Origin of the sequence: Streptomyces sp. NPDC051286 (genome assembly GCF_044455345.1) — a bacterium.
GTDB lineage: Bacteria > Actinomycetota > Actinomycetes > Streptomycetales > Streptomycetaceae > Streptomyces.
In genome coordinates, this window is record NZ_JBITER010000032.1 from 1 (window position 1) to 23,173 (window position 23,173).

The 23,173-nt window shown below is 66.7% G+C and carries 19 protein-coding genes; 6 read left to right on the plus strand and 13 right to left on the minus strand.

Annotation, left to right across the window (positions count from 1 at the left end; all coding sequences use genetic code 11):
• On the plus strand, positions 1-468 hold a 468-nt coding region (locus ACIBB8_RS26800; protein WP_398956278.1), incomplete at its 5' end, for a transposase.
• A 103-nt stretch (positions 469-571) separates the two neighbouring features.
• Entirely contained in the window at positions 572-1,114 is a 543-nt protein-coding gene (locus ACIBB8_RS26805) for a DUF6882 domain-containing protein (RefSeq protein WP_398956280.1), read from the plus strand.
• 60 nt (positions 1,115-1,174) lie between these two features.
• Here ACIBB8_RS26805 and ACIBB8_RS26810 read toward each other — a convergent pair whose 3' ends face one another.
• Positions 1,175-2,299, minus strand: coding sequence for an SMI1/KNR4 family protein (locus ACIBB8_RS26810; RefSeq protein ID WP_398956282.1), 1,125 nt, complete (start codon positions 2,297-2,299; stop codon positions 1,175-1,177).
• A gap of 232 nt (positions 2,300-2,531) precedes the next feature.
• Positions 2,532-2,960: a winged helix-turn-helix transcriptional regulator gene (locus ACIBB8_RS26815; protein WP_398956284.1), complete on the minus strand. Its 429-nt coding sequence runs from the start codon at positions 2,958-2,960 to the stop codon at positions 2,532-2,534.
• Between the two features lie 70 nt (positions 2,961-3,030).
• Here ACIBB8_RS26815 and ACIBB8_RS26820 point away from each other — a divergent pair, with 70 nt between their 5' ends.
• Positions 3,031-3,858 carry an NAD(P)H-binding protein gene (locus tag ACIBB8_RS26820; protein WP_398956286.1) on the plus strand — a complete coding sequence of 276 codons (828 nt, stop codon included), beginning with the start codon at positions 3,031-3,033 and terminating at the stop codon, positions 3,856-3,858.
• Between the two features lie 42 nt (positions 3,859-3,900).
• Here the strand turns inward: ACIBB8_RS26820 and ACIBB8_RS26825 are convergent, their stop codons facing one another.
• From ACIBB8_RS26825 to ACIBB8_RS26840, 4 genes are all read right to left on the minus strand, one after another.
• Positions 3,901-4,203 carry a hypothetical protein gene (locus ACIBB8_RS26825; protein ID WP_398956289.1) on the minus strand — a complete coding sequence of 101 codons (303 nt, stop codon included), beginning with the start codon at positions 4,201-4,203 and terminating at the stop codon, positions 3,901-3,903.
• Positions 4,204-4,405: 202 nt separating this feature from the next.
• On the minus strand, positions 4,406-5,677 hold the full coding sequence (locus ACIBB8_RS26830) for a phosphatidylserine/phosphatidylglycerophosphate/cardiolipin synthase family protein (RefSeq protein WP_398956292.1): 1,272 nt from the start codon (positions 5,675-5,677) through the stop codon (positions 4,406-4,408).
• A 31-nt stretch (positions 5,678-5,708) separates the two neighbouring features.
• Positions 5,709-6,287: a hypothetical protein gene (locus tag ACIBB8_RS26835; protein WP_398956294.1), complete on the minus strand. Its 579-nt coding sequence runs from the start codon at positions 6,285-6,287 to the stop codon at positions 5,709-5,711.
• 321 nt (positions 6,288-6,608) lie between these two features.
• Complete coding sequence (locus ACIBB8_RS26840) at positions 6,609-7,043, minus strand: hypothetical protein (protein ID WP_398956296.1); 435 nt, start codon at positions 7,041-7,043, stop codon at positions 6,609-6,611.
• Positions 7,044-7,398: 355 nt separating this feature from the next.
• On the opposite strand from ACIBB8_RS26840, the gene ACIBB8_RS26845 reads away from it, so the two are divergent.
• Together ACIBB8_RS26845 and ACIBB8_RS26850 are read left to right on the plus strand one after the other, a co-directional pair.
• A complete protein-coding gene (locus tag ACIBB8_RS26845; RefSeq protein WP_398956298.1) occupies positions 7,399-8,094 on the plus strand; it encodes a hypothetical protein in 696 nt (231 codons plus the stop codon).
• Between the two features lie 24 nt (positions 8,095-8,118).
• The gene (locus tag ACIBB8_RS26850) at positions 8,119-8,313 is read left to right on the plus strand and encodes a hypothetical protein (protein ID WP_398956300.1); all 195 of its coding nucleotides are present in this window, start codon (positions 8,119-8,121) and stop codon (positions 8,311-8,313) included.
• A gap of 181 nt (positions 8,314-8,494) precedes the next feature.
• On the opposite strand, the gene ACIBB8_RS26855 is transcribed toward ACIBB8_RS26850, so the two are convergent.
• Entirely contained in the window at positions 8,495-8,692 is a 198-nt protein-coding gene (locus ACIBB8_RS26855; RefSeq protein ID WP_398956302.1) for a DUF397 domain-containing protein, read from the minus strand.
• Positions 8,689-9,537, minus strand: a complete 849-nt coding sequence (locus ACIBB8_RS26860; RefSeq protein ID WP_398956304.1) for a helix-turn-helix domain-containing protein — start codon at positions 9,535-9,537, stop codon at positions 8,689-8,691. The genes ACIBB8_RS26855 and ACIBB8_RS26860 overlap by 4 nt, the downstream gene beginning before the upstream one ends.
• Before the next feature lie 224 nt (positions 9,538-9,761).
• Between ACIBB8_RS26860 and ACIBB8_RS26865 the strand changes: the two genes are divergently transcribed.
• A complete protein-coding gene (locus ACIBB8_RS26865) occupies positions 9,762-10,394 on the plus strand; it encodes an ATP-binding protein (RefSeq protein WP_398956307.1) in 633 nt (210 codons plus the stop codon).
• Positions 10,395-10,402: 8 nt separating this feature from the next.
• Here the strand turns inward: ACIBB8_RS26865 and drmB are convergent, their stop codons facing one another.
• The 5 genes from drmB to ACIBB8_RS26890 form a co-directional block, all read right to left on the minus strand.
• A complete protein-coding gene (gene drmB, locus ACIBB8_RS26870; RefSeq protein ID WP_398956309.1) occupies positions 10,403-12,235 on the minus strand; it encodes a DrmB family protein in 1,833 nt (610 codons plus the stop codon).
• Complete coding sequence (locus ACIBB8_RS26875) at positions 12,232-15,453, minus strand: helicase-related protein (protein WP_398956311.1); 3,222 nt, start codon at positions 15,451-15,453, stop codon at positions 12,232-12,234. Before ACIBB8_RS26875 ends, drmB begins: the two co-directional genes overlap by 4 nt.
• Positions 15,450-17,363, minus strand: coding sequence for a UvrD-helicase domain-containing protein (locus ACIBB8_RS26880; RefSeq protein WP_398956313.1), 1,914 nt, complete (start codon positions 17,361-17,363; stop codon positions 15,450-15,452). Before ACIBB8_RS26880 ends, ACIBB8_RS26875 begins: the two co-directional genes overlap by 4 nt.
• Positions 17,360-22,129 (minus strand): DEAD/DEAH box helicase, encoded by a 4,770-nt coding sequence (locus tag ACIBB8_RS26885; RefSeq protein ID WP_398956315.1) that lies wholly within the window; start codon positions 22,127-22,129, stop codon positions 17,360-17,362. The genes ACIBB8_RS26880 and ACIBB8_RS26885 overlap by 4 nt, the downstream gene beginning before the upstream one ends.
• 117 nt (positions 22,130-22,246) lie before the next feature.
• Positions 22,247-22,630 (minus strand): hypothetical protein, encoded by a 384-nt coding sequence (locus tag ACIBB8_RS26890; RefSeq protein WP_398956317.1) that lies wholly within the window; start codon positions 22,628-22,630, stop codon positions 22,247-22,249.
• Positions 22,631-23,173 lie beyond the last annotated feature (543 nt).

Consider the following 23,173-nt stretch of genomic DNA (forward strand, 5'->3'; position numbering starts at 1 on the left):
GAGCGCAACGGCATCGTGCCCGAGACCGTCCACGCCGACCGCGGCACTTCGATGACATCCAAGAAGGTCTCCCAGCTCCTCCTCGACCTCGGGGTGAACCGGTCGCACTCGCGGCCGAAGGTGAGCAACGACAATCCCTACAGCGAGGCGAACTTCAAAACGATCAAGTACTGCGGCGAGTACCCCGACTCGTTCACCTCCCTCGCCCACGCGCGGGATTGGTGCGAGGGCTTCATCTCGTACTACAACCACGAGCACCGCCACTCCGGGATCGGCCTGCACACCCCCGCCTCCGTGCACTTCGGCACGGCCGACCTGGTCCGCGAGCAGCGCGCTGTCACCCTCGCCGACGCCTACGCCCGCCACCCCGAGCGCTTCGCCCGCCGGCCCGTGCCGCCCGTGATACCCGAGCAGGTCTGGATCAACGAACCGACACCGGAAACAAAACCTCTACAACAGTCCGCATAGCGTCAAACCGTCTCATTTGACTTGACAACTTCCGGTTGGATGGACCGGGTCCGAGCCGAGGCCGGTGCCGTGGGGCGGAGGCGCCCTTGGCAGACTTCGCCGCATGGGATTCTTCAAGCGAGCTGACAAGCCGGAAGGAGCCGCGCGGGGCCCTGGTCAGGATGGGCTGAGCACGCTGCTCTTGCAGGGTGAAGACATGATTGATCAGCTGGCGCGCGCGCACATGTCCTGGGGGCTAGGTTCGGCGGACCGGTGGGGACTCGACCAGCGAACCGGCATCATCACCTGGACGTTTCCCGACAGGACTGCCACCGCGCCGGCGCAGCTCCTCGGTAGCTACAGCTCTTCGTCGGGATCGTGGCTGTGGGCATGGGCTAACGAGAGCATCCTGCCCGAGATGAGTCGCGACGCATGCGCCGTTCGCGACTGGGCCGAGGCCAACGGCCACCCTGCTCTCGCAGAGCCAAAGGTCAAGGCCGACGAGCAGAAGGCAGCTACTCTCGCAGCCCTGGCCGTCAGGATTACCAAGGCGACAGGCTTTTATCGAGGCCCCGGCAGCACGTCAAGCGCGATCATCACTTTCGGACCGGTCACCCTGACCGCCCGGGACGGCAGCACCTCAACGTTCAAGGTCGATATCGGCTAACAGTGGGTTGGGCTGATGGAGTCGGCTACCTACCTCAAACTCGACCGATGCGGCGCTGAATCATTGGTCATCAGCGGCTGGTTCTGCGTCGTAGGGCTCGAATTCGATGTAGTCGAGGGGGTCCTCGTCGCGGCGTCCGAGCGGGGGCAGGCCCTCGGTCGCGAACCGGCCGCGCAGCCACTCCAGCAGGGTTTTGGTGAGGTTGGTGTTGATCGGTGGGCCTTGGTCGGCATGGCGCGGTACAACGATCAACGGCCAGTCGTCCGGTGTGGCACCTTCGGTCAGCCAGCACAGCTGGTCGCCGTCGATGGAGTCGGCGAAGGGCAGGAATCCCCCGGGCTCGGGATAGACAGCCAGGGGATGGTACTCAGGGAACTCGGCTCGCTGCCCCTGGTAGGCCTCCGCGTACCACTCGGCCCACGGTGCGAGCGCGTACTGGTCCTCGCCGAAGGGGAGGTTGAAGCGCAGCCAGCCGCACCAGGAGCCGGCCCCGTACCGCTCCATCAGTCGTATGTACTCGCCGGGCAGATGTGTACCCAGCCGTTCGTACAGCCAGTCCCAGTTGTGCTTACCGAGCGCGGGTGTCTCCGGCGGCGGGACGAGTGCGATCAAAGTCTCCAGCCCGCTGCCTGTGGTGAGCGCCGCCCGCTGCTGAGCGGTTGGCTCCGGTCGCCGAGGCGGCGGTGTCCACGGGGTGCGCTCCAGGTCGGTTTGCATGCCACTTCGGGCGGCCACCGGGCGCATGCCGTCGGCCACGAGCCGGGCCAGCGTCGGCACGAGCGGGGTCGCGAAGCGCCGCCAGGGGTCGCGGCCCGCGTTCTCGTCGTCCTGACAGTGCATGACGACCGGCCACTGGTCGGGGTCGTTGGATGCTGTGGTGTCCCAGTAGAGGGTATCGGCGGTACGGGTGGCGCCGAAGGGAAGGACGCCGGGGGCGTTACGCCGAGTCTGCTGGACCCAGGCCCCGTAGTCGAACCAACCGCGGTTGACGCAGGGCATATGAAGCCAGAGCCAGGAGCCAATGTCGAGTGGGCCGTACGCGGCGGCGATGGCCTTGTAGTCGGCGGGCAGGCTCGTCCCCAACCAGGACTCGACTGCCGCCCAGTCGACAGGTACGGCGAAGTCGGCCGGCGGATTGCCGAAGATCTCGGCGAAGGCGTTGACGTGCGGGTCTGAAGCAATCACGGGTCTATAGACCTTTACCGGGAGCGAACGGGTGTTGACCGGGAGGGCGGGGAAGCACATGAGCTCCTTCCAACCTGCCGCAAGAACAGGGCGGTTGGGCTGACAATGCGGTGAAGCCCCTGGCAGATGACTTTTCGACCAAGAGAACCGTCTCCACCAGAGGCTTCGCATGCTTGTCTACCCGTCGGGCGTCGACGTGTCCAGTTCTGCCGTCGGGGCCGTGGATCGAGGATCAGCGAACGTCCGAGTCCGGATGGGCCGCGTCCCAGCCCTCGCGGGAAGCGGCGATGGCCGGGCGATGTGCGATCGACCAGTCGGCGAGGGTCTTGATGATGTAGGTGAGACTGTGGCCCATCTCCGTCAACCCGTACTCGGCCTGAGGCGGAATGGTGGGATACACAGTGCGCTTCACCAGGCCATCGCGTTCCAGACGCCGGACGGTGAGCGTGAGCATGCGCTGCGAGATATCGCCTGGAATGGCGCGCTGGAGTTCCTTGAAACGGTGGATGCCGGAAGCGAGTTCGACCACAACGTAGACGGACCACTTGTCGTCCAGCCGGTCCAGCACGTCCCGGACGCCGCACTCGTCCTGCGGCGTCTCGCAGGTGATCACAGGCTCGGCAATCGCCGGGGTGGTTACTGTGATGTGCCCTGCTGACATGAAAGTGCCTCCTTATGCGGGCGAGTTCCTCTGCTGAGGATGGAACCACACAGCTCAGGAGGGACTTCCCATGATTCTGATCACCGGCGCCGCCGGCGCACTCGGACAGCTCGTCACCAAAAAGCTGGCGGCACGCGACGACGTCTTCCTCGGCACCCGGCTACCCCGCTCACCGACCCAGCGCCGCGTCGACTTCGACGACCCGGCATCGCTCGACTTCACGGGCGTGGACACGTTGCTGTTGATCTCCGCCGGGTACGGCGAGGACGACGTCGTCATCACCCGTCATGACGCGGCCATTTCAGCGGCCGAGAAGGCTGGTGTACGGCACATCGTCTACACCAGCCTGAGCGGCGACGGTGACCACCTGGCGTATGCACTCGCTCATCGCTGGACCGAGCGCAGGATCCAGCAAAGCGCCTTGGAGTGGACCATCCTGCGAAATGGCCTGTACGCCGAGTTTCTCGCCGCCATCGCCGCCCCGGGCCCCGACGGAACGATCGCTGCACCGCTGGGTGAGGGACGCCTGGCCGCCGTTGCCCGCGATGATCTCGCGGAGGTGGCGGCTCGCGTGGTAACCGCCTCGCAGCAGCACGCGGGCCGTACGTACGAGCTTGTCGGTGAGGAGCCCTTGGGCGGGGCCGAACTGGCGGCCGCGGTCGGCGGCTCGTACGAACCCGGCTCCCTCACTCAGACCCGAGAAGCGCTCATCGCGGCCGGGAATGCCCTGCCCTTCCAGGTGCCGATGCTGGTGGGGACGTACTCGGCGATCGCAGCCGGTTTCCTGGACGGCACGGGCATCGGGCACAACATGCTGCGCAGACTGCTCGGACGAAAGCCGCAGTCCGCGCTGGAGGTGTACACAACCACGGTCTCGGCAACAACCCCAGTGTCGTAGACCGGTTCGAGGAGCCGGATCAGCTCAGTGAGTGATCCGAAGTCAGAACAGGGCCCCAACCGGGTTGAGGGTCGGTGCGGAGTCGCCCGTTCCGGAAACGCGGCATGGGCGACTCGACCCGCCGCTGCCGCCGAACGGCTCAGATCGGCGGCGGTCCTCCATCTGCGCGTCGTGGACGTGCTCCGGCTCGCGGGATACCCAGTGGCGCGGCTGCTCCTGCTGAGGGCGCGAGGCGTGGCGGTCCAGCCGCCAGCGGCGGGTGAGTTCGGCGCGCTGGGCTTCGCGTGCCATCTCGGCCTCCGCCGCGATGCGGGCGGCCTCGCGGCGCCGTTCCTGCTCGCGCAACTCTCCGGGAGGACGAGGAACAGCTGGTGCAGTACCTGCACATGCTGCGGACAGGCGAAGTGCCCAGCTGATCCGCCCGCAACCGGTGAGGCCCGGACCGTCGTCCGGGCCTTTTCGCGTATCTGGGGTCAGGCGGCGGCCGGCACGAGCCGCTGCTCCTCGGTGCTGGTCGCCCACTCCAGGGGCAGGACTCCTGGCCGTCTCAGGCGGTCGGGCTGAGGGAGACCTGCCACAGCCGGTCGGAGTTGGCAAGATACTGCTTCACCACGCTGCGATTGTGCAGCTCGAGGATGGCCTCGTCGTTGCGGCGCAGGCTGGTGGAATTGTAGTTGTGGCTACCGGTAAAGACGAATGAAGCATCCCCGTGATCGCCCTTCGGGGAGGCGGAGTCGCGGGCGCCGGAGACTACCAGGTACTTGGAGTGCAGGCGGCCGGTGGCCTTCTCGTCCTCGAGGTTCCTGCGCGGGACGCCGGCGTCATCCAGCGTCGAGGAGACCTGCTCGCCCAGCGGGCCGGCCACGACCGACACACGGCAGCCCTGACGATTCAGGCGGGCGAGCTCCTGCGCGATGCCCACGCGGGTATCGTCCCACTCGCTCATGCCCACGGCGATCCGGGTGTGCCTGGGGACGCAACGCAGGGTGGAGAGGCGCTCCTCGACCGGATCCGCCGTCGCGGCGGGGAAGAAGCGGGCCACCGAGACGCCGGACGGGCCACGTGAAGTGACGGTGCGGTGGTAGTCCGGGTCCTGCTTCATCGCGGCCAGGTCGGTGTGGTACGAGCGGTAGGCCTGGTAGAGGCCGCGGTCGCCCGTCACCGTGAGGGCGTTGTTCCAGTAGCTGACGTGGTTCACGTCGGTGACGTTCGCGGAGGACTGCACTACCACGTCCTTCTGGCCGGAGAGCGAGGAGAACAGGGCGAACTTGTTGTGCATGCCCTTGGTGCCCTGGCAGGAGCTCGTGTTGCCCTCGGGGGAGGTGTGCGAGCAGACGGCCACCCAGGATCCGGAGCGGGTGTTCGTGCCGAGCTCGCCGATCAGCCGGGCGGCCGGGGCCTTGGAGATCTGCCAACCGTCCATCACCACCTGCACGTTGACCCCGCGGCGGTGCGCGGCCACCAGTTGGTCCACGTAGTCCTCGCCTGCCTTGCCGGAGATCACGAAAGCCGCTACGGAGATGGTGGAACCGCGGTCGGCCTGCTTGAAGTATGAGCACAGGCGCTCGGCGACGGCGCCGGCCCGGTTGCGCAGCGGGTCGGAGAAGACCGCACCGGTGGTCACCTTGACCCGCGGAGCGGTGGCGCAGGGGGTCTCCGGGGTCTTGTCGGGATCGATGGTGGTGCCCGACGCTGCGGCGTCGGTCGGTGCGTCGGAGGCGGGTGAAGCGGTGGCCGCGGCGGCGACGGCGGGTGCGCCGCCGAGCAGCAACGTCACGGCCAGCGCGGCGCCGAGGGTCCGGGGGAGGAGGGTTCTCATGTGCGTTCCCTGTCGTGTGACTCGGGGGTGTTCAGGCTTGGGGGAGTGGAGCCGCGGCCGCGTACACGAGTGAGGCGGTGGCCGGGTAGAGCTCGCGAAAGAGGTGGTAACCCCGCTGGTAGACGGGCTCCACGGAAGGTTCGATGATGTCCACCGAGGGGTTCCACAGGTTGATGTCGGGGTGACCCTTGAGTGACGCGGCGATGAAAGCGGCTCGGCGGGCCCATGTAGTCGGGTTCCTCTGAAGTCGCCGTAGCGGCGCTCGACCGCGCCCTGGCCCTTGTGACCGCAGGACCTCGGCGGCGTCGGCCTGTTCGGGGGTGAGGGTGGTCAGCAACGCGTACCAGCCGTCGACGGCCGCCTCGGCATCGATCACGGCCTGGTCGAAGTGCCAGTGCAGGGCGGGCCGGCCGGCGACGTCGGTGGTGACACTCGTGCGCAGGCAGCCGGTCACCAGCCGCGTCCTGGCGATCACGCCGACGCTGTCGGTGATCTCCTGAAGGTGCGGGGCGATGGCGTCCAGCGCCCGACCCAGCCGGTCGTCGTTGAGCAGCTCCGGCTCGATCCCGAAAACGTCCTCGACCGCCCACTCGCGGGCCCCACCCTCCACAGCGGGGCGGGCGCGGTCAACCGGTTGGCCACCAGCGTCTCGATGACCGCGCCATGCGTCACATGAGCAATGTTGCGGCCCGGGCACAACCGGTCGACGATCCCGGCCAGGTCCAGCCGGCGCAGAAACTCGGCAGCGACAGGCAGAGCGCCCAGACGCTTCTCCACCACGGCGCTGACCACGCAGTTCATGCGTGGTCGCACAGTCCGTGGCCGCGGGGACCGGGAAGACTTCGTCACACCCCACCAACGCGACCGCCACCGGACCGGACACTGGCCACCCGCCTCAATCAGCCGAATCAGCCACCCGCGAAGAACGGAACTAGACGCGTCGCCCGCGCTTGGTCTTCGACCGCATCCGCTCGCGCAGCTGGGCCTGGTAAAAGGCGGCCTTGTCACCGCCGAGCCCGAAGTACTCACAGATGTCGGCCACCGTTTCGGCGTCGTCCGCACTGCCCGTGAGCCCGATCTGGGCGAGCCCCCAGAACCCCTCCTCAGCATGGTGCCTGCATTCGTCACCCAGGCTCGCGCCTTCCGTATCTGGCTCATAGTCGCCGGACCCTGCAGCCACGAACGACAGTGTCTGCAGGAGTACACCTCGGGCGAGTATGGAGAGTTCGCCCGCCAGAGCAGCCATGATCACGCCTACTGCGGGCGGAGTGCACTCGAAGATGATCGTGCTGATTTCGACGTGACCGTCGAGGGTGTACCCGATCATGTCCTGGGCCGTCTCAGCGGTGATGATCGCCTCGATCATCAGAGGCACATGCTCCGCAGAATCACCGCACCCGCACTCCAACGAAGCCCAATCGACCCGCCCCAGTTCTGCGCGCACCAGCTCGCTGACCACCACCACAGACCCCCAACAAGCCGTGCCGGACCCGCGCCCCGCCGCTAGCGATCAAGCATGACCCAGCTGCTGGCCCAACCGCCACCAGCTACTTCACGAAATATCCGCCACAGCCGAAGTCGACGAGCTCGACTGAAAGCATGTGCTGAACAGGTGAGTACGGACTATCACTGAACAGCCATGATGCGGCGCCGCCCGGGCCTTTGGCGGCGCCGCTCGGCCACTCCGAGGCCGCGATACCCCGCTATGCGACCATCTGCCAATGCTGGAGATTGCAGGTTACGAAGATGGCCCGCTGGTGGACGGTTCGAGGTTCCTCGACATGCCGCTCTTCTGGCCGTGCCACCTCGGCTCAAGTCTTTGGGGCGAGGAAGCACAGGCCGTCGCCTTCGGCCCCGACTGGGACGACGCTCAAGAGCTGTACAAGACGCTCTCCTCCCCCGATGAGTGGCCGGCGTTCACCGTGCACCTGCACTCCGGGTACGCGCTCCACGTCGTCTACCGCAACTTGGAGGGCGATCACGGCGTCGACTACATGCTCTCCCACCCCGACTGGACGGAGGCAGCCACCCTCGCTACCGACGACGGCCACTTCATGGGGCCCGGCCTGTCCTGGTCTGAGCTGGAAGCGTCCGCCGACCAGATCTCCACATCCGGCGTCGCCGACCCCAACGCCCGGCTGCTGCTCCTCTTCCCCATGCTTGGGGATGTCGACGTACCCGAAGCCGCGGCGCCCCGCCTCGCCTCAGCACTGGCTGAACTCACGATCGTTGAGGACCCCGCCGAGGTCGCTCGCGTGCTCCTCGAAAATCAAGGCCAATGGACTCCGGCGAGCTGGCGCGAAGCCGATGGCACCTGGATCTGCGATGGCTCGCACAGCTTCCGCAACCCCGAGAACCACTTCGCGCTGCCCGCTCCACGGCTGACCGCAGCCAGCAGCGCACTGCGCGAGACGTAGGTCAGGGCCGGGTCGGAGGGCGTAGTGGCGTCTCCCTGTCAGCGAAGCTCCTGCCCCGGGGAGGCCATCCCCTGGGAGCCCGCCGAGCTCGGCGCCTTCCTCGACCACATCGGGACGCACCGCCTCGGCGCCCTCTTCGAGGTGATCGCCGGGACCGGCCTGCGCCGCGGCGAGGCGTGCGGGCTCCAGTCGTGTTCGGAGCCGAGGCCCAACACGTGATCGCCCAGGCCCGCCGAAGTCTCGACGTTCGCTGACCGCGGCCGACATGCAGTCTTGCGCCGTCGGGTTTCAGTTTCACCGAATCATTCCTGCGGACGGTGACGGCGGCCCGGAACTCGCCGCAGCCGACCGCCGCTTCTCCAGGTGGCCGTGACTCGGCCCGCCGCTGTCGCCGAACAGCTCAGATCTCTCGCAGCCGAACCGAAGCGACGAACCCAGCCCATGCGCGACGCTGAACGGCGATGTGGGGGCCGGTCGGTTTCTTCGAGTCGCGTATGCCAATGACTGTTTCCAGGTCGGCGACCTCGACGCACTCGCCGCCTGCGCCGTTGCTGTAGCTGCTCTTCCGCCACTGCGGGACGGTGGTAGGCAGGTTCATCGCGAGTGTTCCTCCATGACGGAACGGATCAGGGCGGCTGATCTCTGCGGGCTCAGAGCGAGGGCTCTGAGGTGGTCGAACGCCCTCGTGTACACACTTACATCTGCGGGGAGTTCCAGGTAGATCGAGTCGGTGAGGCCCTCCCGGTACACCACATCAGGGTCCTCCTGCTCGGGGAATCCAAGCACGGTGAACGGCCCGGTCGTGGGGTACGCCCCGGCGTCGTACGGCAGTACTTGCACCGTGACGTTGGTCAGCTTCGACATCTTCAGAATACGTTCGAGTTGGGCCGTCATGACCTCTCGACTGCCCATCACATGCATGAGCGCACTCTGGTGGATCACGGACCAGAAGTCCGGTCCGTCCGCAGCCGTCAGCAGCTGTTGGCGACGCATGCGTACATCGACGAGGCGCTGGATTTCCTCGTGGGGGAGGTCCGGCGTGACGCGGCTCATCTCAGTGGCGTACTCCGGCGTCTGCAGCAGGCCGGGGACGAACTCTCCCTGGTAGGTGCGCATGCTGCAGGCGGCTTGTTCCAAACCCACGTACACCGAGAACCACGAAGGCACCGCGTCACCGTGGGCGTGCCACCAGCCCTTGGTCTTCGATTCCTTCGCGAGGGACTTCAACAGGTCGCGCAGCTCGTGGGACGTTCCGTAGAAGCGGCAAAGAGCGTCCACGTCCGAGGGCTGCACCCGGCCCTGACCAGTTTCCAGGCGATTAACCTTGGAGCCGCTCCAGTCGAGTTCCTTGCCGACCTGATTGCAGGTCAAGCCGCTCTCGTCACGGAGCTTCTTGAGCTCGATCGCCAGTCGCCGGCGACGTGCTGTAGGTGAACCGGACACTTCAACTCCCCTTTTTGTAACGGAGTTTCCATCCCATCGGATCGGTTGGTGGCCGCCAATCACCCGAAGGGGCGAATCTCGCCGTGCACATTGCATGAAGGGATCGGCGCTTGGCATTCTCGAAGACGGAACGACTGTGAGTCATTGTTCTTCGCGTTGGGTGAAGTTCGCGGGCTCGCTCCGGTGAAAGGCGTGCGCTCGTGATGAACGGGATCGACGGCTGCATGACGCGAAGGCCCTGGGAGCTGCCCTTCCTGGCCGAGCCCGAAGAGGTCGCCGGACTGAGACGCGTCATGCGGCTGCACCTGCGGCTGTGGGGGCTGCCGGACGTGGTTGAGGCCGCCGAGATCTGCGTGAGCGAGCTTGTGGCGAATGCGATTCGGCATATCGGCGTGGGAACGCCGTGCACGCTCGTGGTCGAGATGCGGGACACGTATCTGCGCATCGGTCTACGCGACCCTGACACCCGGGCCCTGCCGACGCTCCTTTCGGTCGGCCCGGACGCCGAGCGGGGGCGCGGGATGGCGCTGGTGGATGCTGTGTCGGAACGGTGGGGTGTGATCCTTGGGGCGGATTCCAAGCTCGTCTGGTGCGACCTGGCCACCCGACTTGCCTCGTCCGCCGGCCACGTCGACGACCCAAGGGTCGCCAAGGGCGAGGCGTGCCTGACCCTCTACGCGGGAGGTGCGGCTCCGGGCCCCGGGACGGGGCGGATTCGTGTTGCGTTCCAGCAGGAGGCGGCGATTGACCTGATCGCCGACCTCCTGCACTGGCTGCGGGCCCACGGCTACGACCCTGATGAGGCGTTGGACCTGGCCCAGTCGCACTTCGAGGCGGAGCTGAGCCAGGCAGGATGACTCCACGGTCAGAGCAGCAGCGCTTCGCTGAAGAACCCGATCGTCGGATCCTCCGGAGTCCCGATCAGCAGGGCACGGTCGAGGAGACCATTGTTGTGCTCGCAGCTGGTTTCGGGCAGCAGGACGCAGGCGTGGCAGGCGGCAAGGTTGATGCCACCCACGCCACTGCCCTGCGACTCGACGCAAAGGGGATCCGCCGAACACCACTGGGCTCTGACCAGGGCCGAGTGCAGCGCGGGTTCCAAGCGGTCGGGTTCCCCCTGGGCGACCAGCCCGCCGAGGCTTCCGGCGGAGTCGCTGGTCGCCGTGCAGATGAGCATACCCGCCATGGAGTCGTCCGCGTAGAGTCGTTCCCGCAACGAGGCCGCCGGGTAACCGCCGTCCAGACTCCATTCGTTGATCAGCGCGTGCGCCAAAGTGTGCAGCAGCACCATGCGGGCACTTGCCGGCGAATCGGGTACGGACTGCGGGTCCTGGGCGCGTTCCCGGAGCATGAGCAGGTGGTTGTTCCGGATCCGTTCGACCCGTGCGGCGACCGCTACGCTCTCTGCCCAGGAATCGAGTCGCTGCTCGTCGAGCCGGAGGAAGACGCCTTCGCCCTGCACTTCCATGGCGGGCAACCAGTCCATGGGGGCCAGGGAGAGCGCGGCCTCATGGACGTCGGTACGCGTCTCCGGGGTTTCGACCCGGGAGAACGCCTTGAGCGCCCGGACCTCACGAAGTCGCTTGACCAGCATTGGGCCCGCGACCCCGTACGGAGCGAGGGCGGAAGCGGACGAGCGAGGGGGTTCGCAGACGAACTGGTCCTCGTGGTCCGTCTCGCTTTCCGGGCGTCCGGCGATCAGCCGCTCGTACTCCTGCTTCCGCAATGTCACGTAGGCGTGGTCGTGCCCCTCCTCCTGATCGGGTCCCGCATCTTCGTGGTTCTCCGCGTCGAGGAGTGCGATGACCCTCTCGGCAGAGAATTCGTAGTTCTCCTGCAGTGTGAGGGCCTTGAGATAGATCTCTATGCCGTCGGCGTTCAGCTCACGGAGAGCATCCCAGTGGGGTTCGAGCCGGGATATGTCGCCGTCGCTCCACGGGGGGATCGACAGGGCCGTCTTCACTATGGGCTGCCATGCGACGGACGAACCGCGCTGGAGAGTGCGAGGACTCTCCGAGCAGGACTCGGTAGGTGCATCCTTCAGCCAGGGGCGCAGCCCGCTGCAGAAGACCTTCAGATCGGACAGGGCGGAACGGCGGAATGCTCCCTCCATGGACACTTCCGGAATCCCGCACGTGCAGGAGATCAGGATTGAGCGGAGGGACGCGGTCTTGCCGCTGGTACGCAGCCGCATTTCACCGTGGCAGAAGCCGGAGTCGCCCTCTTGCCGGTTCTTGCGGTGCGCCCACTTCCAGTAGGGGAAGTCGGCGATGTGGCCCTTGGCGCATGCCATGACGAAACGCGACGGGACGAGTTCCTCGTCGCAGTCCCCGCACTCGTTTTTCCCGGGCGGCGAGTTGAACTGACGCACATGCTGAAGGGCATTGCAGCTCGGACACGAATGCCACAGAGGGAAACGGCGGACGTGCACGCCGTCCTTGCTGGTGTCGTCCGACGCAGGGGGAAGGCGGAACGACTTCACGCCGAGCACGCGGGCCAGCCGGTGCTCATGGATGGTCGGTGCCTCGCTGATGTTCCACGAGTCGATCCCGGTCACTATGAATGACTCGTTGTCCACGGCGACCATCGAGCCGACGCCATAGGTCGTGATCATCTGTGCGCGACGTACCGAACCGCGGCGAGGGTAGCTGCGTTCGGGGGCGCCGGCCCGACGGCGTCGGGCGGGGGGCGAGGTCATCGGGTTGCCTCCATGAAGAGCGCGGACTCGGCATCGACATCGCGCAGGCTCCACAGGGTGGGCCACGCATCCTCGTTCTCGTCGTCGAACCCGCGCAACAGCGACGGCGTACGCCTGCCGCGCTTGGGCTCGTAGAGGAGGCCACCATGGGCCTCGGCCTCCGCCACCCACCAATCGACGAATTCGTTGAACGCGTCGGCGGTCGCACGGTATTCGTCGGGGTCGACCGCTTGGACCCGAGCGAGGAGTGCCGTCCTGACGATGTCTTCCAGCTCGTCGCGGAACTCCTCGATCCGCCCGGCTCCGTCGTTGGGCCGTGCCGCGGGGATCAGGATCCGGGCGAGAGCGACGACAACGGCGTGCAGACCTCGTTCGCGGGCGCGGGACGAGAACGGCGTCACACTGGTCGATTCGACCTCGCGGTACAGCGCCGAGTGGAAGTGCTGGAAACTCTCGTAGTGGGAACGGTCGCGGGAGCGGGAAGAGTTGAGCATCACGGCCACCAGGCCGGGATGGCGTCGACCCACTCGACTGGTCGCCTGGATGTACTCGGCCGTGGTCTGCGGCTGACCCATGACGGCCATCAGCCCGAGCCGGTCCACGTCGACACCGACGGAGATCATGTTGGTGGCCAGCAGAACATCCACGACATCGGGATGTGGCAGACGCTTCTCGATCTGCTTCAGTCGCTTCGGAACCTCGCTGGAATTGGCCCGGCTGGTCAGCTCCGTCTGCTCCACCACGGTTCGCTTCTCGCAGGCGTCCCGTTCGGCCAGGTAACCGAGGTACGCGTCGACGTCGTCGTGGACCTGGAGCTCGGCGGCCGCCAGCAGGCGGAGGCTGTTGAAGTAGCCGACGAGGGTCCAGTACGCATCGCGCACGTCATCGTCGGTGCCTGCACGGGCCGCCTGATGGAGCAGGTTGGCGTACGTGCGAATGAGCAGCGTGGACTGGCTGGTGCTCGGGGTGAGAAGGCCGACGTACTGGCGGCTGGCCTTCCGTTCCTTCGGCGTCTCCACGGCGAACCAGGAGTCCCTGGCATCGATCCCCGCTGGCGGGAACTGCGAGACGTCACGATCGAAAAGCTTCTTGCCCTGCGCGGACGCCCTGCGAATCGTGGCGGTGGAGGCAATGATCTTCGGGCTGTCGGCCAGCAGGTCGACAGCTGTCTCGTACAGACCGGTGAGCGTGCCGAGCGGTCCCGAGATGAGGTGCAGCTCGTCCTGGACGATCAGCTCCGGTGGCGGTGTGCCGTCCGAGCGGTCCCGGTTGAAGAGGGCGGCTGTCTGCTCCCGCCACGGCATGGCGGCGAACTTGTCGACAGTGGCGATCACCAACGTCGGCCGGGCGTCGTAGACCGCCTCGTCGACCAGGTGGACCGGCAGCCCGTCGTGGAAGTCGCACCAGGTGTCGGGACACCGGACATGCATCCGCTTCGCAGCCTCGTCGACCTCGTACTGGTACGCGTCGAGGCGGGTTCCGCACCACGGGCAGGAGTGCAGCTGGACGGGGTTCTTCTCCTGGAGTTCCTTCTCCTTGCGCAGCTCGTTCAGGCTCTCCTCGGCCACCGAGAGCTTGTTGGGCGTGGCGGACTGGCCGACCCACATGCCAATGGAGATGGGCGCGGTGCCCAGAGTCCGCTCGTCACCGAGGCGGATGCGTTCCATGGCGCAGATCAGGGCTGCGGCACGCTCGAACTGCTGAAGGGTGAGCAGACGCAGCGTGTAGCGCATGAGGACGGTGACGCCTGCGCCGCGCTCCTTGAGGCGGATGCGACGCAGAAACGTCGTGAAGGCGATCAGACCGAGATAGGCCTCCGTCTTGCCACCACCGGTGGGGAACCAGAGCAGGTCCGCGATCTCCCGGTCCTTGTGGTTCGAGTCCACTATCCCTTCGAGACACAGCAGAACGAAGGAGATCTGGAACGGACGCCACCGCCCCGCGGACTCGTCCGGCGTTCCGTTCCGCCCCTTCTTCACCCACTCACTGCGGGAGCGCTGCTGCGCCATCGCACGATTGGCGAGACGGAACGCCCGCATCGCGTCGGAGTCGTTTCCGAGAACCCTGATGCCGCGGCGCATGCGACCGAGCGCCGTGCGGCATTGCTTGATCTGCTCCCGTGCCGGCGGTTCGTAGGGCGTGCCAAGGAACGCCTCGGTCTCCGCCTCTTTGCGGTCGATCCAATCCGCGTATCCGGCCATCAGCTCATTGAGCGCTGCCAGGACTTCGCTCTCGGGTCGGGTCGCCAGGCCGTGCATCGTGAGGGCCGAGTCGTCGATGTCCGGGTTGGAGTCGGTCAGCAGCACATCGTGGGTGGGGACGAACTCGGTCCGCACGGTGGCGATGGCGGCACGCTTGTTGTGCGCACCGACGGGCGGAGGCGTCCAATCCCAGTCGGCGGCGCAGCCGTGGCCCATGGCAAAGGTCGGCGCATGCCGGTGGAGCAGTCGGCTCGACGCGACCTCCGGATCGTTCGTACGCCGCTCGGCGGGACGCTCCACGAAGGCGGGTGCGCCGGACGGGGTCGTCACGGTGAGGCGGGGCTGGTAGAGGCAGAAGGCGTCCTGTAGCTCCCGTTCCCCGACCCGGTGGGTGTTGATCAGGGTCACGGTCACGGTGACGGTCCCGCTCAGGGCGGCCTGCGGGCGTACGAGAACCTCGACCCGTACGCCGTCGTCCAACGGGTCAGGGCGGTGCCTGCACGGAGCGGTCACATCGATCGTGACGGGGGGCAGGGTCAGGACCCGGCGGCGCCAGTGCTCCTTCTGTTCGGAGACGGTACGGGCCTCGGCCCGCTTGGCGGTCACGGGGCGTCCTTCCGGATCGACCGGGTCGTAGACCGCGGCCTCTGTGCGCACCACGATCGCCGAGGAGACTTTCGGGTCGACTGCGAAAGTCAGTCCCATGGACGAGGGGCGTCGGTCGCCGACCAACGGGGCACCGAAGTCCGGGACCGCCTCCTCGACGTCCCTGCCGCCCCTGACGAGGGGCATGTCGTCCAGGCCCTCGTTCTCGGCCGTGTCCTCTCCGAAAGCCTGCTCGGCCACGTCGCCCGAAGGGCGCGGGAACAGCACACCGATGGGATAGGTCGTGATCGGCGGATCCTGTGTCAGTACCTCGTCGGGAGCCCCGGGGCCGAGCAGATCCCTGCGGAGCTGTGCGACGAGTCCGTCGCGCACCGCATAGTGGGCCACGTGGGCGTTCGATCCGTCCGTCATCGTTCCATGTCCTCCTGCTTGGTCTTCCCGGCTCGCCTGTACCGACCGAGTCCTGACATGCGCGGCACTGTCCAGATGCCCTGATCCCCCAGCCCGGCGCGGGCCCCGGACGCCTCGCTGCCGGCGACGCTCTCCAGGCAGTCCACCCTGAAGCCCCTGATCTCAACGGGCCAATTGATGTCCCATGTCCTGCTGATCTTCAGGGAGGTATGGAGGTCCTGGCGGAACTGTTCCGACACGACTGCCACCGGACGGTCCCTGTGGAAGACGGTGTACGGGGGACTCTGATCCGACGCGACGGTCATCTGGTGCTGGGACCGAAGGACGAGCGGGTCACCGGGAGACACCGACGAGGCCAGATAGTCCTGTACGGCTACGGCCTCGTCCGTGAACCCGTCCGTGCCGGGCGGGTGCTCCCGACAGACATCGCGTCCCGAGGCGGCGATGCCGTCGCGGATGTACGACTTCCATCCGCCGAGGTACAAGCGGTCGGTGGCCCGGTCCCGCCGGACAAGAGCGGTCTCCGGTGCCGCGATCCGGAACAGGTCGTCCCGGGGACGTGTCATCGCGACATAGAGCGAGCGCGCCTCCGCCGCAGGGTCGATGTGGGTGTGCTGCTTGCGCAGCTCCGCCAACGACGTCGGTTCGACGACGATCACGCGGTCGAACTCCAGCCCCTTGGCCCGGTGGACGGTCGACACCACCAGATCGGCGGGCTCGACGGCTGCCAGGTCGTCCGGGAAGCGCCCCTCGGCGACCAACCGTCGCACGGCCGACACGTCCAGGAGCCCACGCGGGGCGCGTGCCGCCCCCCGCAGGGACCGCCAGATCCTTGCCCGATCGCCCACCGGAGACATCGGGCTCCCGTCGAGCAGCGCCTGGAAGCGCTCCTCGGTCAGGGTGGTGGAACCGGTCCCGCGGAGCACGGAGGCGACCCACGCCGGGACGGGGCGGTCCTGCAGGGCCCGCTGCATCCGGTGCCGCACTCCGAGGGAGAACAGCGTGTCGGACAGCACCAGGGCCTGTCGGTTGTCCCTGCAGAGGATCGCGCACGCGCCCGGGTAGTCCCGGAGCGAGCCGATGGTGAACGGAGCCTCCAGAACTCCGAAGTCGGGGCAGGAGCGCAGGAGGTCGATCAGCTTCCGGTGGTAACCCTCGCCGGCCGCGTCGGACTCGGCCGACTCGGAGGGCAGCCGTTGAAGCGCACCACCGAGGGCCAGCGCAGTGCGCGCCTCGTCGGTGCGGGCCCGGAAGTTGGTGGAGAGGTGCAGCTCGACCAGGTCGTCCATGTAGGACGCGCGCAACCAGTCGAAGAAGTAGTTCGTCTCGGCAGCGCGGGCGTCCTCGTCCGACACCTGGAACCCGAAGATGGCTTGCGCCCCGTCGCCCACCACCGTGAAACCGCAGCTGTCCTGGAAGCGGTCGAGCAGCGTCTCCACCATGTCCCGCCGGTCGCCGACCAGGTCCTGGACTTCGTCGATCACCACATGGGCCGGTGCTCCCTGCTCCATGGCCTCGACGGCTCCGCGAAGGATGGCCTCCGTGGTCTCCTTGATCCGCTCGTCGAAGCGGAGGCTGCCCCAGTCCCGGTCCGGCTGCTCGCTCCGCAGCACCGAGTACGCCCATGAGTCGAAGGTCTGGACTCTGACCCGACGAGCCTCGCGCGCGTGCAGCGCTATCCGCTCGCGCAGCTCCCGCACCGCGGCCCTGGAGAAGCTGAGGACCAGGATCTCGCGCGCCTCGAGAGCCTCGTCGCCATTGCCCATGAGGACGTCGAGGCGGCGCACCAGGGTGTGCGTCTTGCCCGACCCTGCCCCTGCGGTGACCAGAAGCCGGGCGTCCCACGGCTGGTCGACGACGGCCTGCTGCTCCTCGGTCAGCGGCGGGCTGTTCAGGTACGCGTCGCTCACTTCGCCCTCCACAGGTGCTCGAACTGCGTGAAGGCGAGCGCCTTGTCGTAGTTGGTGATGTTGTCCCGGACATTGAGGATCAGGCAGGTCTCCTCGCCTCCATTGCCGGGTCCGCGCAGACCGCGACCGATCATCTGCTGGTAGACGTTCGGACTGTAGGTGGGGCGGGTGATGACGACGGCCCGGGTGGCCGGGGCATCGAAGCCCTGAGTCAGGACGCCGTAGTTGGTGAGGACCCGGATCCGGCCCCGCCTGAAGTCGTCGATGGTCTTTCTGCGCTCACCCGTCGACGTGGCCGAGTCCACCGAAGCAGCGGTGATGTTCCGGTCCTTGAGCTTCGCGGCGAGGAACTTGGCATGAGTGACCGACGTGGCGAAGACCAGCACCGGCCAGTCGGCCGGCATGGAGGCGATTTCCTCCAGGATGCGCTTGTTCCGGTCCTGGTCGTCGGCGAGACGCTGCTCGGCGGCCTTCGACAGCAGGCTCATCTGATCGGCCCGCTCCTTCTCGACGTTGGTCAGCTCGATCGTGCCTCCCAGGAGTTCCCGGTGCGTGACCTTCGCCAGCATGCCGAGTTCCTGGAGTTCCGCATAGGCGTCGCCGGAAGGGAAGATCCCGTCGTCGAGCCGCTGGGTGCCGAACCTCCGGACCAGGCGCCTGGTCTCCTCGTCATTGGTGTTGCGGAAGGGTGTGGCGGTGAGGCCGAGCAGGTGACGTCGGGTCTCATGCGCGGTCAGCCCGAGGTGCGTGAGGATCTCCGTGTACTGCGGCGAGATGGCGATGTGCGCCTCGTCCACGACGACGAGGCAGGCGCTGCGAAGCCAGGTGTATCCGTCGGTGCCTAGGCAGTTACGGAGCTTCGCGTCGGTCGCGACCACGAGGTGGGGACGGCCGCCGACCGGCCCCGCCTCATTGGTCGTCCAGAGCCTGCTGATGGTCAGCGGACTCTCGGCCCCCACCTTCGACCAGACGAAACTCCAGCTCTGGACGGCCTGTTCACAGAGCTCTTCGGTCTGTGCGATCCAGAGAATGGGGCCGTCGAGGTCGCCCACCTGCTTGATCCATCGGATGACGGCCTCTGCCGCGACACGTGTCTTTCCCGCACCTGTGGGCAGGGAGAGCATCCCGCGCTGCGGGGTGAACCTGTCGAGCATCGCGAAGACCTTCGCCGCGAGTCGTTCCTGGTAGTCGTGCAGACGGGGGAACGCAGTGGGGCCGGAGACCTCGATCCGCGGGGGCAACGAAGGAGTCCGGGTACCGGCGAAGGAGTCGGGGAAGCCGAATTCGGAGACGAACTTCACCGCGGGCGAAGAACCGGTGAAGTTCGACGGAGCGTGGCTGGGGTATGCCGCCAGAAGGTCTCTGGCGTGCATCTGCAGGACGCCGTCACCATGTGCGTTGTAGGCCAGACCGGCGATACGGCGCGGGGAGGGCTCGGTGCCTCCCAGTTCGGCGCGTTCGCTCTCCAGCAGACCCGGTGGCAGACCCGCGCGGAGCGCGGTCGCGCCGATGAGCAGTTCCAGCTTCTCTTCGACGCTCTCTGCCTCGCGGACCCGGCGAAGGGAAGCCTGCAACTCCTGGTCAGCCTCCTGTCGTTCCTGTGCTTCGAGGACCGCCCTGCATCCTGCTTCCTTCAGCCCCCACCGAAGTTCGCGGTCCACGGCCACCAGCGCGGCGAGCCTGTCCGCGGGTTCGAGGACGAGTACGGTGGCGCCCAGGAGGGCGCTGGTGAGAGGCGTGGCCCTGGTGCCCTGTGGCGTACGGGTCAGTTCCTCCAACTCGGAGCAGCGCAGCAGGCGGTGGTTGTTGACCGCATTTCCCATGCGCTGACGGAGCGTGGGGAATTCGTCGTGCAGGAGGGCGGGCTCGCCGGCCCCGACGTGGCGGGTCTCCTTGGTGATGACATCGGCGTAGCGCAACATCCCCCACGTCTTGACCAGCAACGCCGCGTCTTCCGTGCTACCTGCGAACAGGGCGGGAATTTGCTCGGCGCGAAGCGCTCGATATTCGGCCTCCGTGGCAGCCACGGCGATCTCGTTGTCCTCGCGCGCGCTCCACTCTGAGCCGACCCGGCAGCGGGTGAGCTCGCCCTCGGGGAAGTCCACTTCGAGACGGGTCAGCATCACATAGGTGCGTCCGACGAAGACGTCGTCGTCACTGCTTCCGAGTTGTTCGAGCAGTCGGTCCCACTGTTTCGGCGGAACATCGTCGACCAGGACCGGGAGATGGAGTTTGCGCGCCTTCTCCCCGCTGATGTCCGCCACGGGCAGTACATCGGCGTAGGAGCGGAGTTGTGGGCCCACAGCGCTGGCGATCGGGACGATGCCCTGAGAGGTGGGGACCCTTCCGAGCCGACGGAGCATCCAACGCAGAGGCGAGTGAATCGTCTTGCGCGTCGTTGCCTGGGTGCCGAACTGCAGGGTCCAGGTGTCGATGACGCTGTCGTCGGGCAGTGCCTTGACGAAGGCGGCCCTGCCCTCTTCCGACAGCCGTTCCAGGAGGTGCAGCGGACCTCCGACGGGGGATCCCTCCAGCTTGAGGCGGGTGATGGCGGGTCGGCTGGCACTGCTGCTCAACGTCCTGCAGTAGCTGTCATAGATGGCGGTGCGGTATTCGTCGAACCAACCCTCGTCATTTGGCCGGTGACCGGAGGTCGGTCGCTCGCGCAGACCGAACTCATGGAAGACCATTCTGTCGTCGGAGTGGAAATCCAGGTCCACGGCCACCGAACCGTCACGGGAACCGTCGCCGGGGACGACGGGTCCCGGGAGCAGGCAGTCCCGCATCCGATGGAAGCGACCGTCGGCGGTGCGGACGAACAATGTCGCCAACGGATCCGGCACACGGGAACTCACCTCACCACTCACCTGGCTGCCTCCCGCGCTGTGGAACAGCTCCCAGAACCGGCCCCAGTCCAGCGGACCGTAGTTGTCGAAACCCTGCTCAAGGACGCCGATGAACCGGCCCCGGGGAGTGGCCTCACGAATGCCGATCTCGCCGAGGTCGCTGATCAGGGATTCGTCATCGGACAGCTTCCGATCGATATACGTCGTTCCGTCGCGGAGCCCGTCCTGGACCGGCCGGCGAAAGACCTTGCCGAGGACAGCGGGAACCATCCCGCTCTCCTCGGTCAGCACGATCCGTGCCGAGCGTGCCTCGGCGGCGAACGGGGACGCGTCACGGATCATCGAGGCGAGGATGCGGATCGCGACGGCAGAGGCCTCGGCCGTGCCGTCGACGACGAGCGCCTCCAGCCATTCCCGCACCGTCGCGCGGCGCTGCTTGGTCTCGTCGAGGATGTGCCCCACTTTGCCGGCGCGGAACTCGGCCGCCTCAACCGAGGGATGGATCCAGTCCGAGGGTCGGCCCGGATAGGCGTTCCACATGCGGAGCCAGTCGAGCTTGAGCGGCACCTTGTTGTGCGGTGCCGGGTGAATCCGGATGTCCCGGGGAATCCGGAGGACGCCGTCCTGGTCGGGGAGGGAGGGGCGTTGCGCCGCCAACCGCCAGATCTGTTCGGTCAGATACTTGTCCGCCCAGTTCAAAGTCTCCGACTCCTTGGTCCGGCCGGGGAGCAGCGGGAGATATGCGCCGGGGTCCTCGGCCGGTGCGAGATGCGGCAGCGAGTCGATCACCAGACGAGCCGCAATCCGGATGATCTCCTGGTTGAACGGGCTGGAGTCCAGGAGGTTCTGCCGGTCCTCGTTCGTCTTCCACGCGCCGTTGAGAGCGCCCCTCAGGGTCATGGGGTACTTCGTCGGGAAGAACGACCAGAACTCCCCCCGACCCCTGGGGGTGGTGAGCACGGTGTCACCCGTGTACTCGGGAACGGCCCACGAGATGTCGATCGTCCCCCGGTCGTGCATCTCGCCGGCGCTGGCCCTGGCCTCCGCGGTGGGGCTGTGGGCGTGGGTGAAGACCCTCCATGCCGAGTGCGACTCGGGCCGACCCGTGCGCGTCTCGTGGATTGTGTGCCGAAAGCCTTCGTGGTCGACCGTGATCTCACGGCGGACCGTCGGCATAGGACGGGTGTCCTCCAGGACCACCGTCCCCACGTGGTGGGAGAAGAGCTGGAACCGGGCGGGGAACTCCCTCTGCACATCGTCCTTGTTCATGGACGCGTGCATGTCGTGGCCGAGCCGTTCGGCTGCGCCCGGCAGCAGCGGAAGCCGAACCACGGTGGTCGCCCAGCCGAGCAGCGTATCGAGGATGGAATCCGCAGTGCGCTCCTTCGCCGCGTCCAGCGGGCGGGCCATGCGCAGAACCGGCGCTTCGAAGGTCTCCTCGGTGGAGCTGCCCCGCGCCTTCCTGATCTCCTCGTGCGACCAAACACGGTCGAATCCGAATGAGCCGGAGCTGCTGAAGAATTGGGGGGTGTCCGTGATGGCCAGGATCGATTTCACGCCGACGCCGAATCGACCGATCTGGCCCCCGCGCTTCTTCGAGACGCTCATCCGGAGAATGGTCTCGGCACCCTCCGGCGTGACGGGTGTTCCTTCGTTCGCGCAGTAGAGGTGCGTGTTCGTGAGAACAACATGCACCTTCCCGCCGGGTGAAGCGGCTATCTCGTCGGCAGCATTCTGTACGAGCTCGAACAACTGGCGGTCTCCGTAACCGCCTTGGGTGATTCGCCGCTCACCATTGGCATGCTCCAGAATCAGTCCGGGGTCCACGCGGTAGGTCTCCAGCACGCGCTTCGACTGTTCGACGATCTTCTGGATGACGGGCGAGTCGCACGAACCGCCCGTCACCTGCGTGTAGTTCAAAGTGATCCCATTCCATGACCGTGATGAGAACGCGGGAGGAGAGCCGAGGCCGGCCGCTGCGGGGGTGCGACCGGCCATCAGGTGAACGATAGGCGTGGAGTTTGACGGTGCGCCTGGTCAGTCCGACTTGAGGATGATGATGAACACGACGGTCGGGGGCGTGCGGCGGTACCTACGGAGCGCGCGGTCCTTGTTGGGCGGGCGGGTGGTCACGATCACCCGGGGGCGGCGGGGGGTGCGCCGGACGCGGCGGCGCGGCGCATCGCCGTCGCGCGAAGTAGGCGCGGACGCGTTCGGCTGCGGAGTGGCCTCTGCCGTCTCACGCTTGGCATCACGCGGCGGGGTGGCCCCGGCCGCCGCCCCGCGCTCGGCATCGCGCCTGCGCCGAAGGCTGTTGATGAGGGGGCGCGTGACGTCGAAGGCGTCGAGGAACTCGGACCTCAGCGCCGGGTCCTCGATGGAGTCGTACGCGCGGACGATGTCGAACCCGTCGTCGGGCATGGCTGTACCCCTGCTCTCGTGTGTTGTGCATGTCGAATCGGGCGATACCGAAAATGGCGCACGTGCAAAAGGGCTGAATGCACACGAGGTGGGGGGTGTGAATTCCGCAGGGTGGTAGAATTGGCAGATTCGCTGGAATGTGAGTCGATGCGAAGAGTAAATCACACTCTATTCATTTCGGCGATTCGAGCCAGGGGTTCAGCGGAATTCGTCGAAATCGCGCGCAGAGCGTATTTTTGGCGTTCTGGTACGCAAAAGCAGGCACCCTATTTTCAAGTGCCATTCACGGGCGATGGGGTTTCGCCGCCCAGGACGTTACACACCAATCCTCCCTCATAGCAAGGGTGTTCGTCGCACGCTTGTCGTGCATCGCGGTGATGTAAATCGGGTCAATGGTGCATATCGGGCCGAAGGTGTCGTTCCCGTCATTCTTTGAGCATGCGGTCCATCGAGACATTTGATTTTTGAAGCGATGGGAACCTTTCTGGGGTCCCGGGCGTGATGTCAATCAAAATTGTCACCCCGGCGCCAGTGTCAAATGGG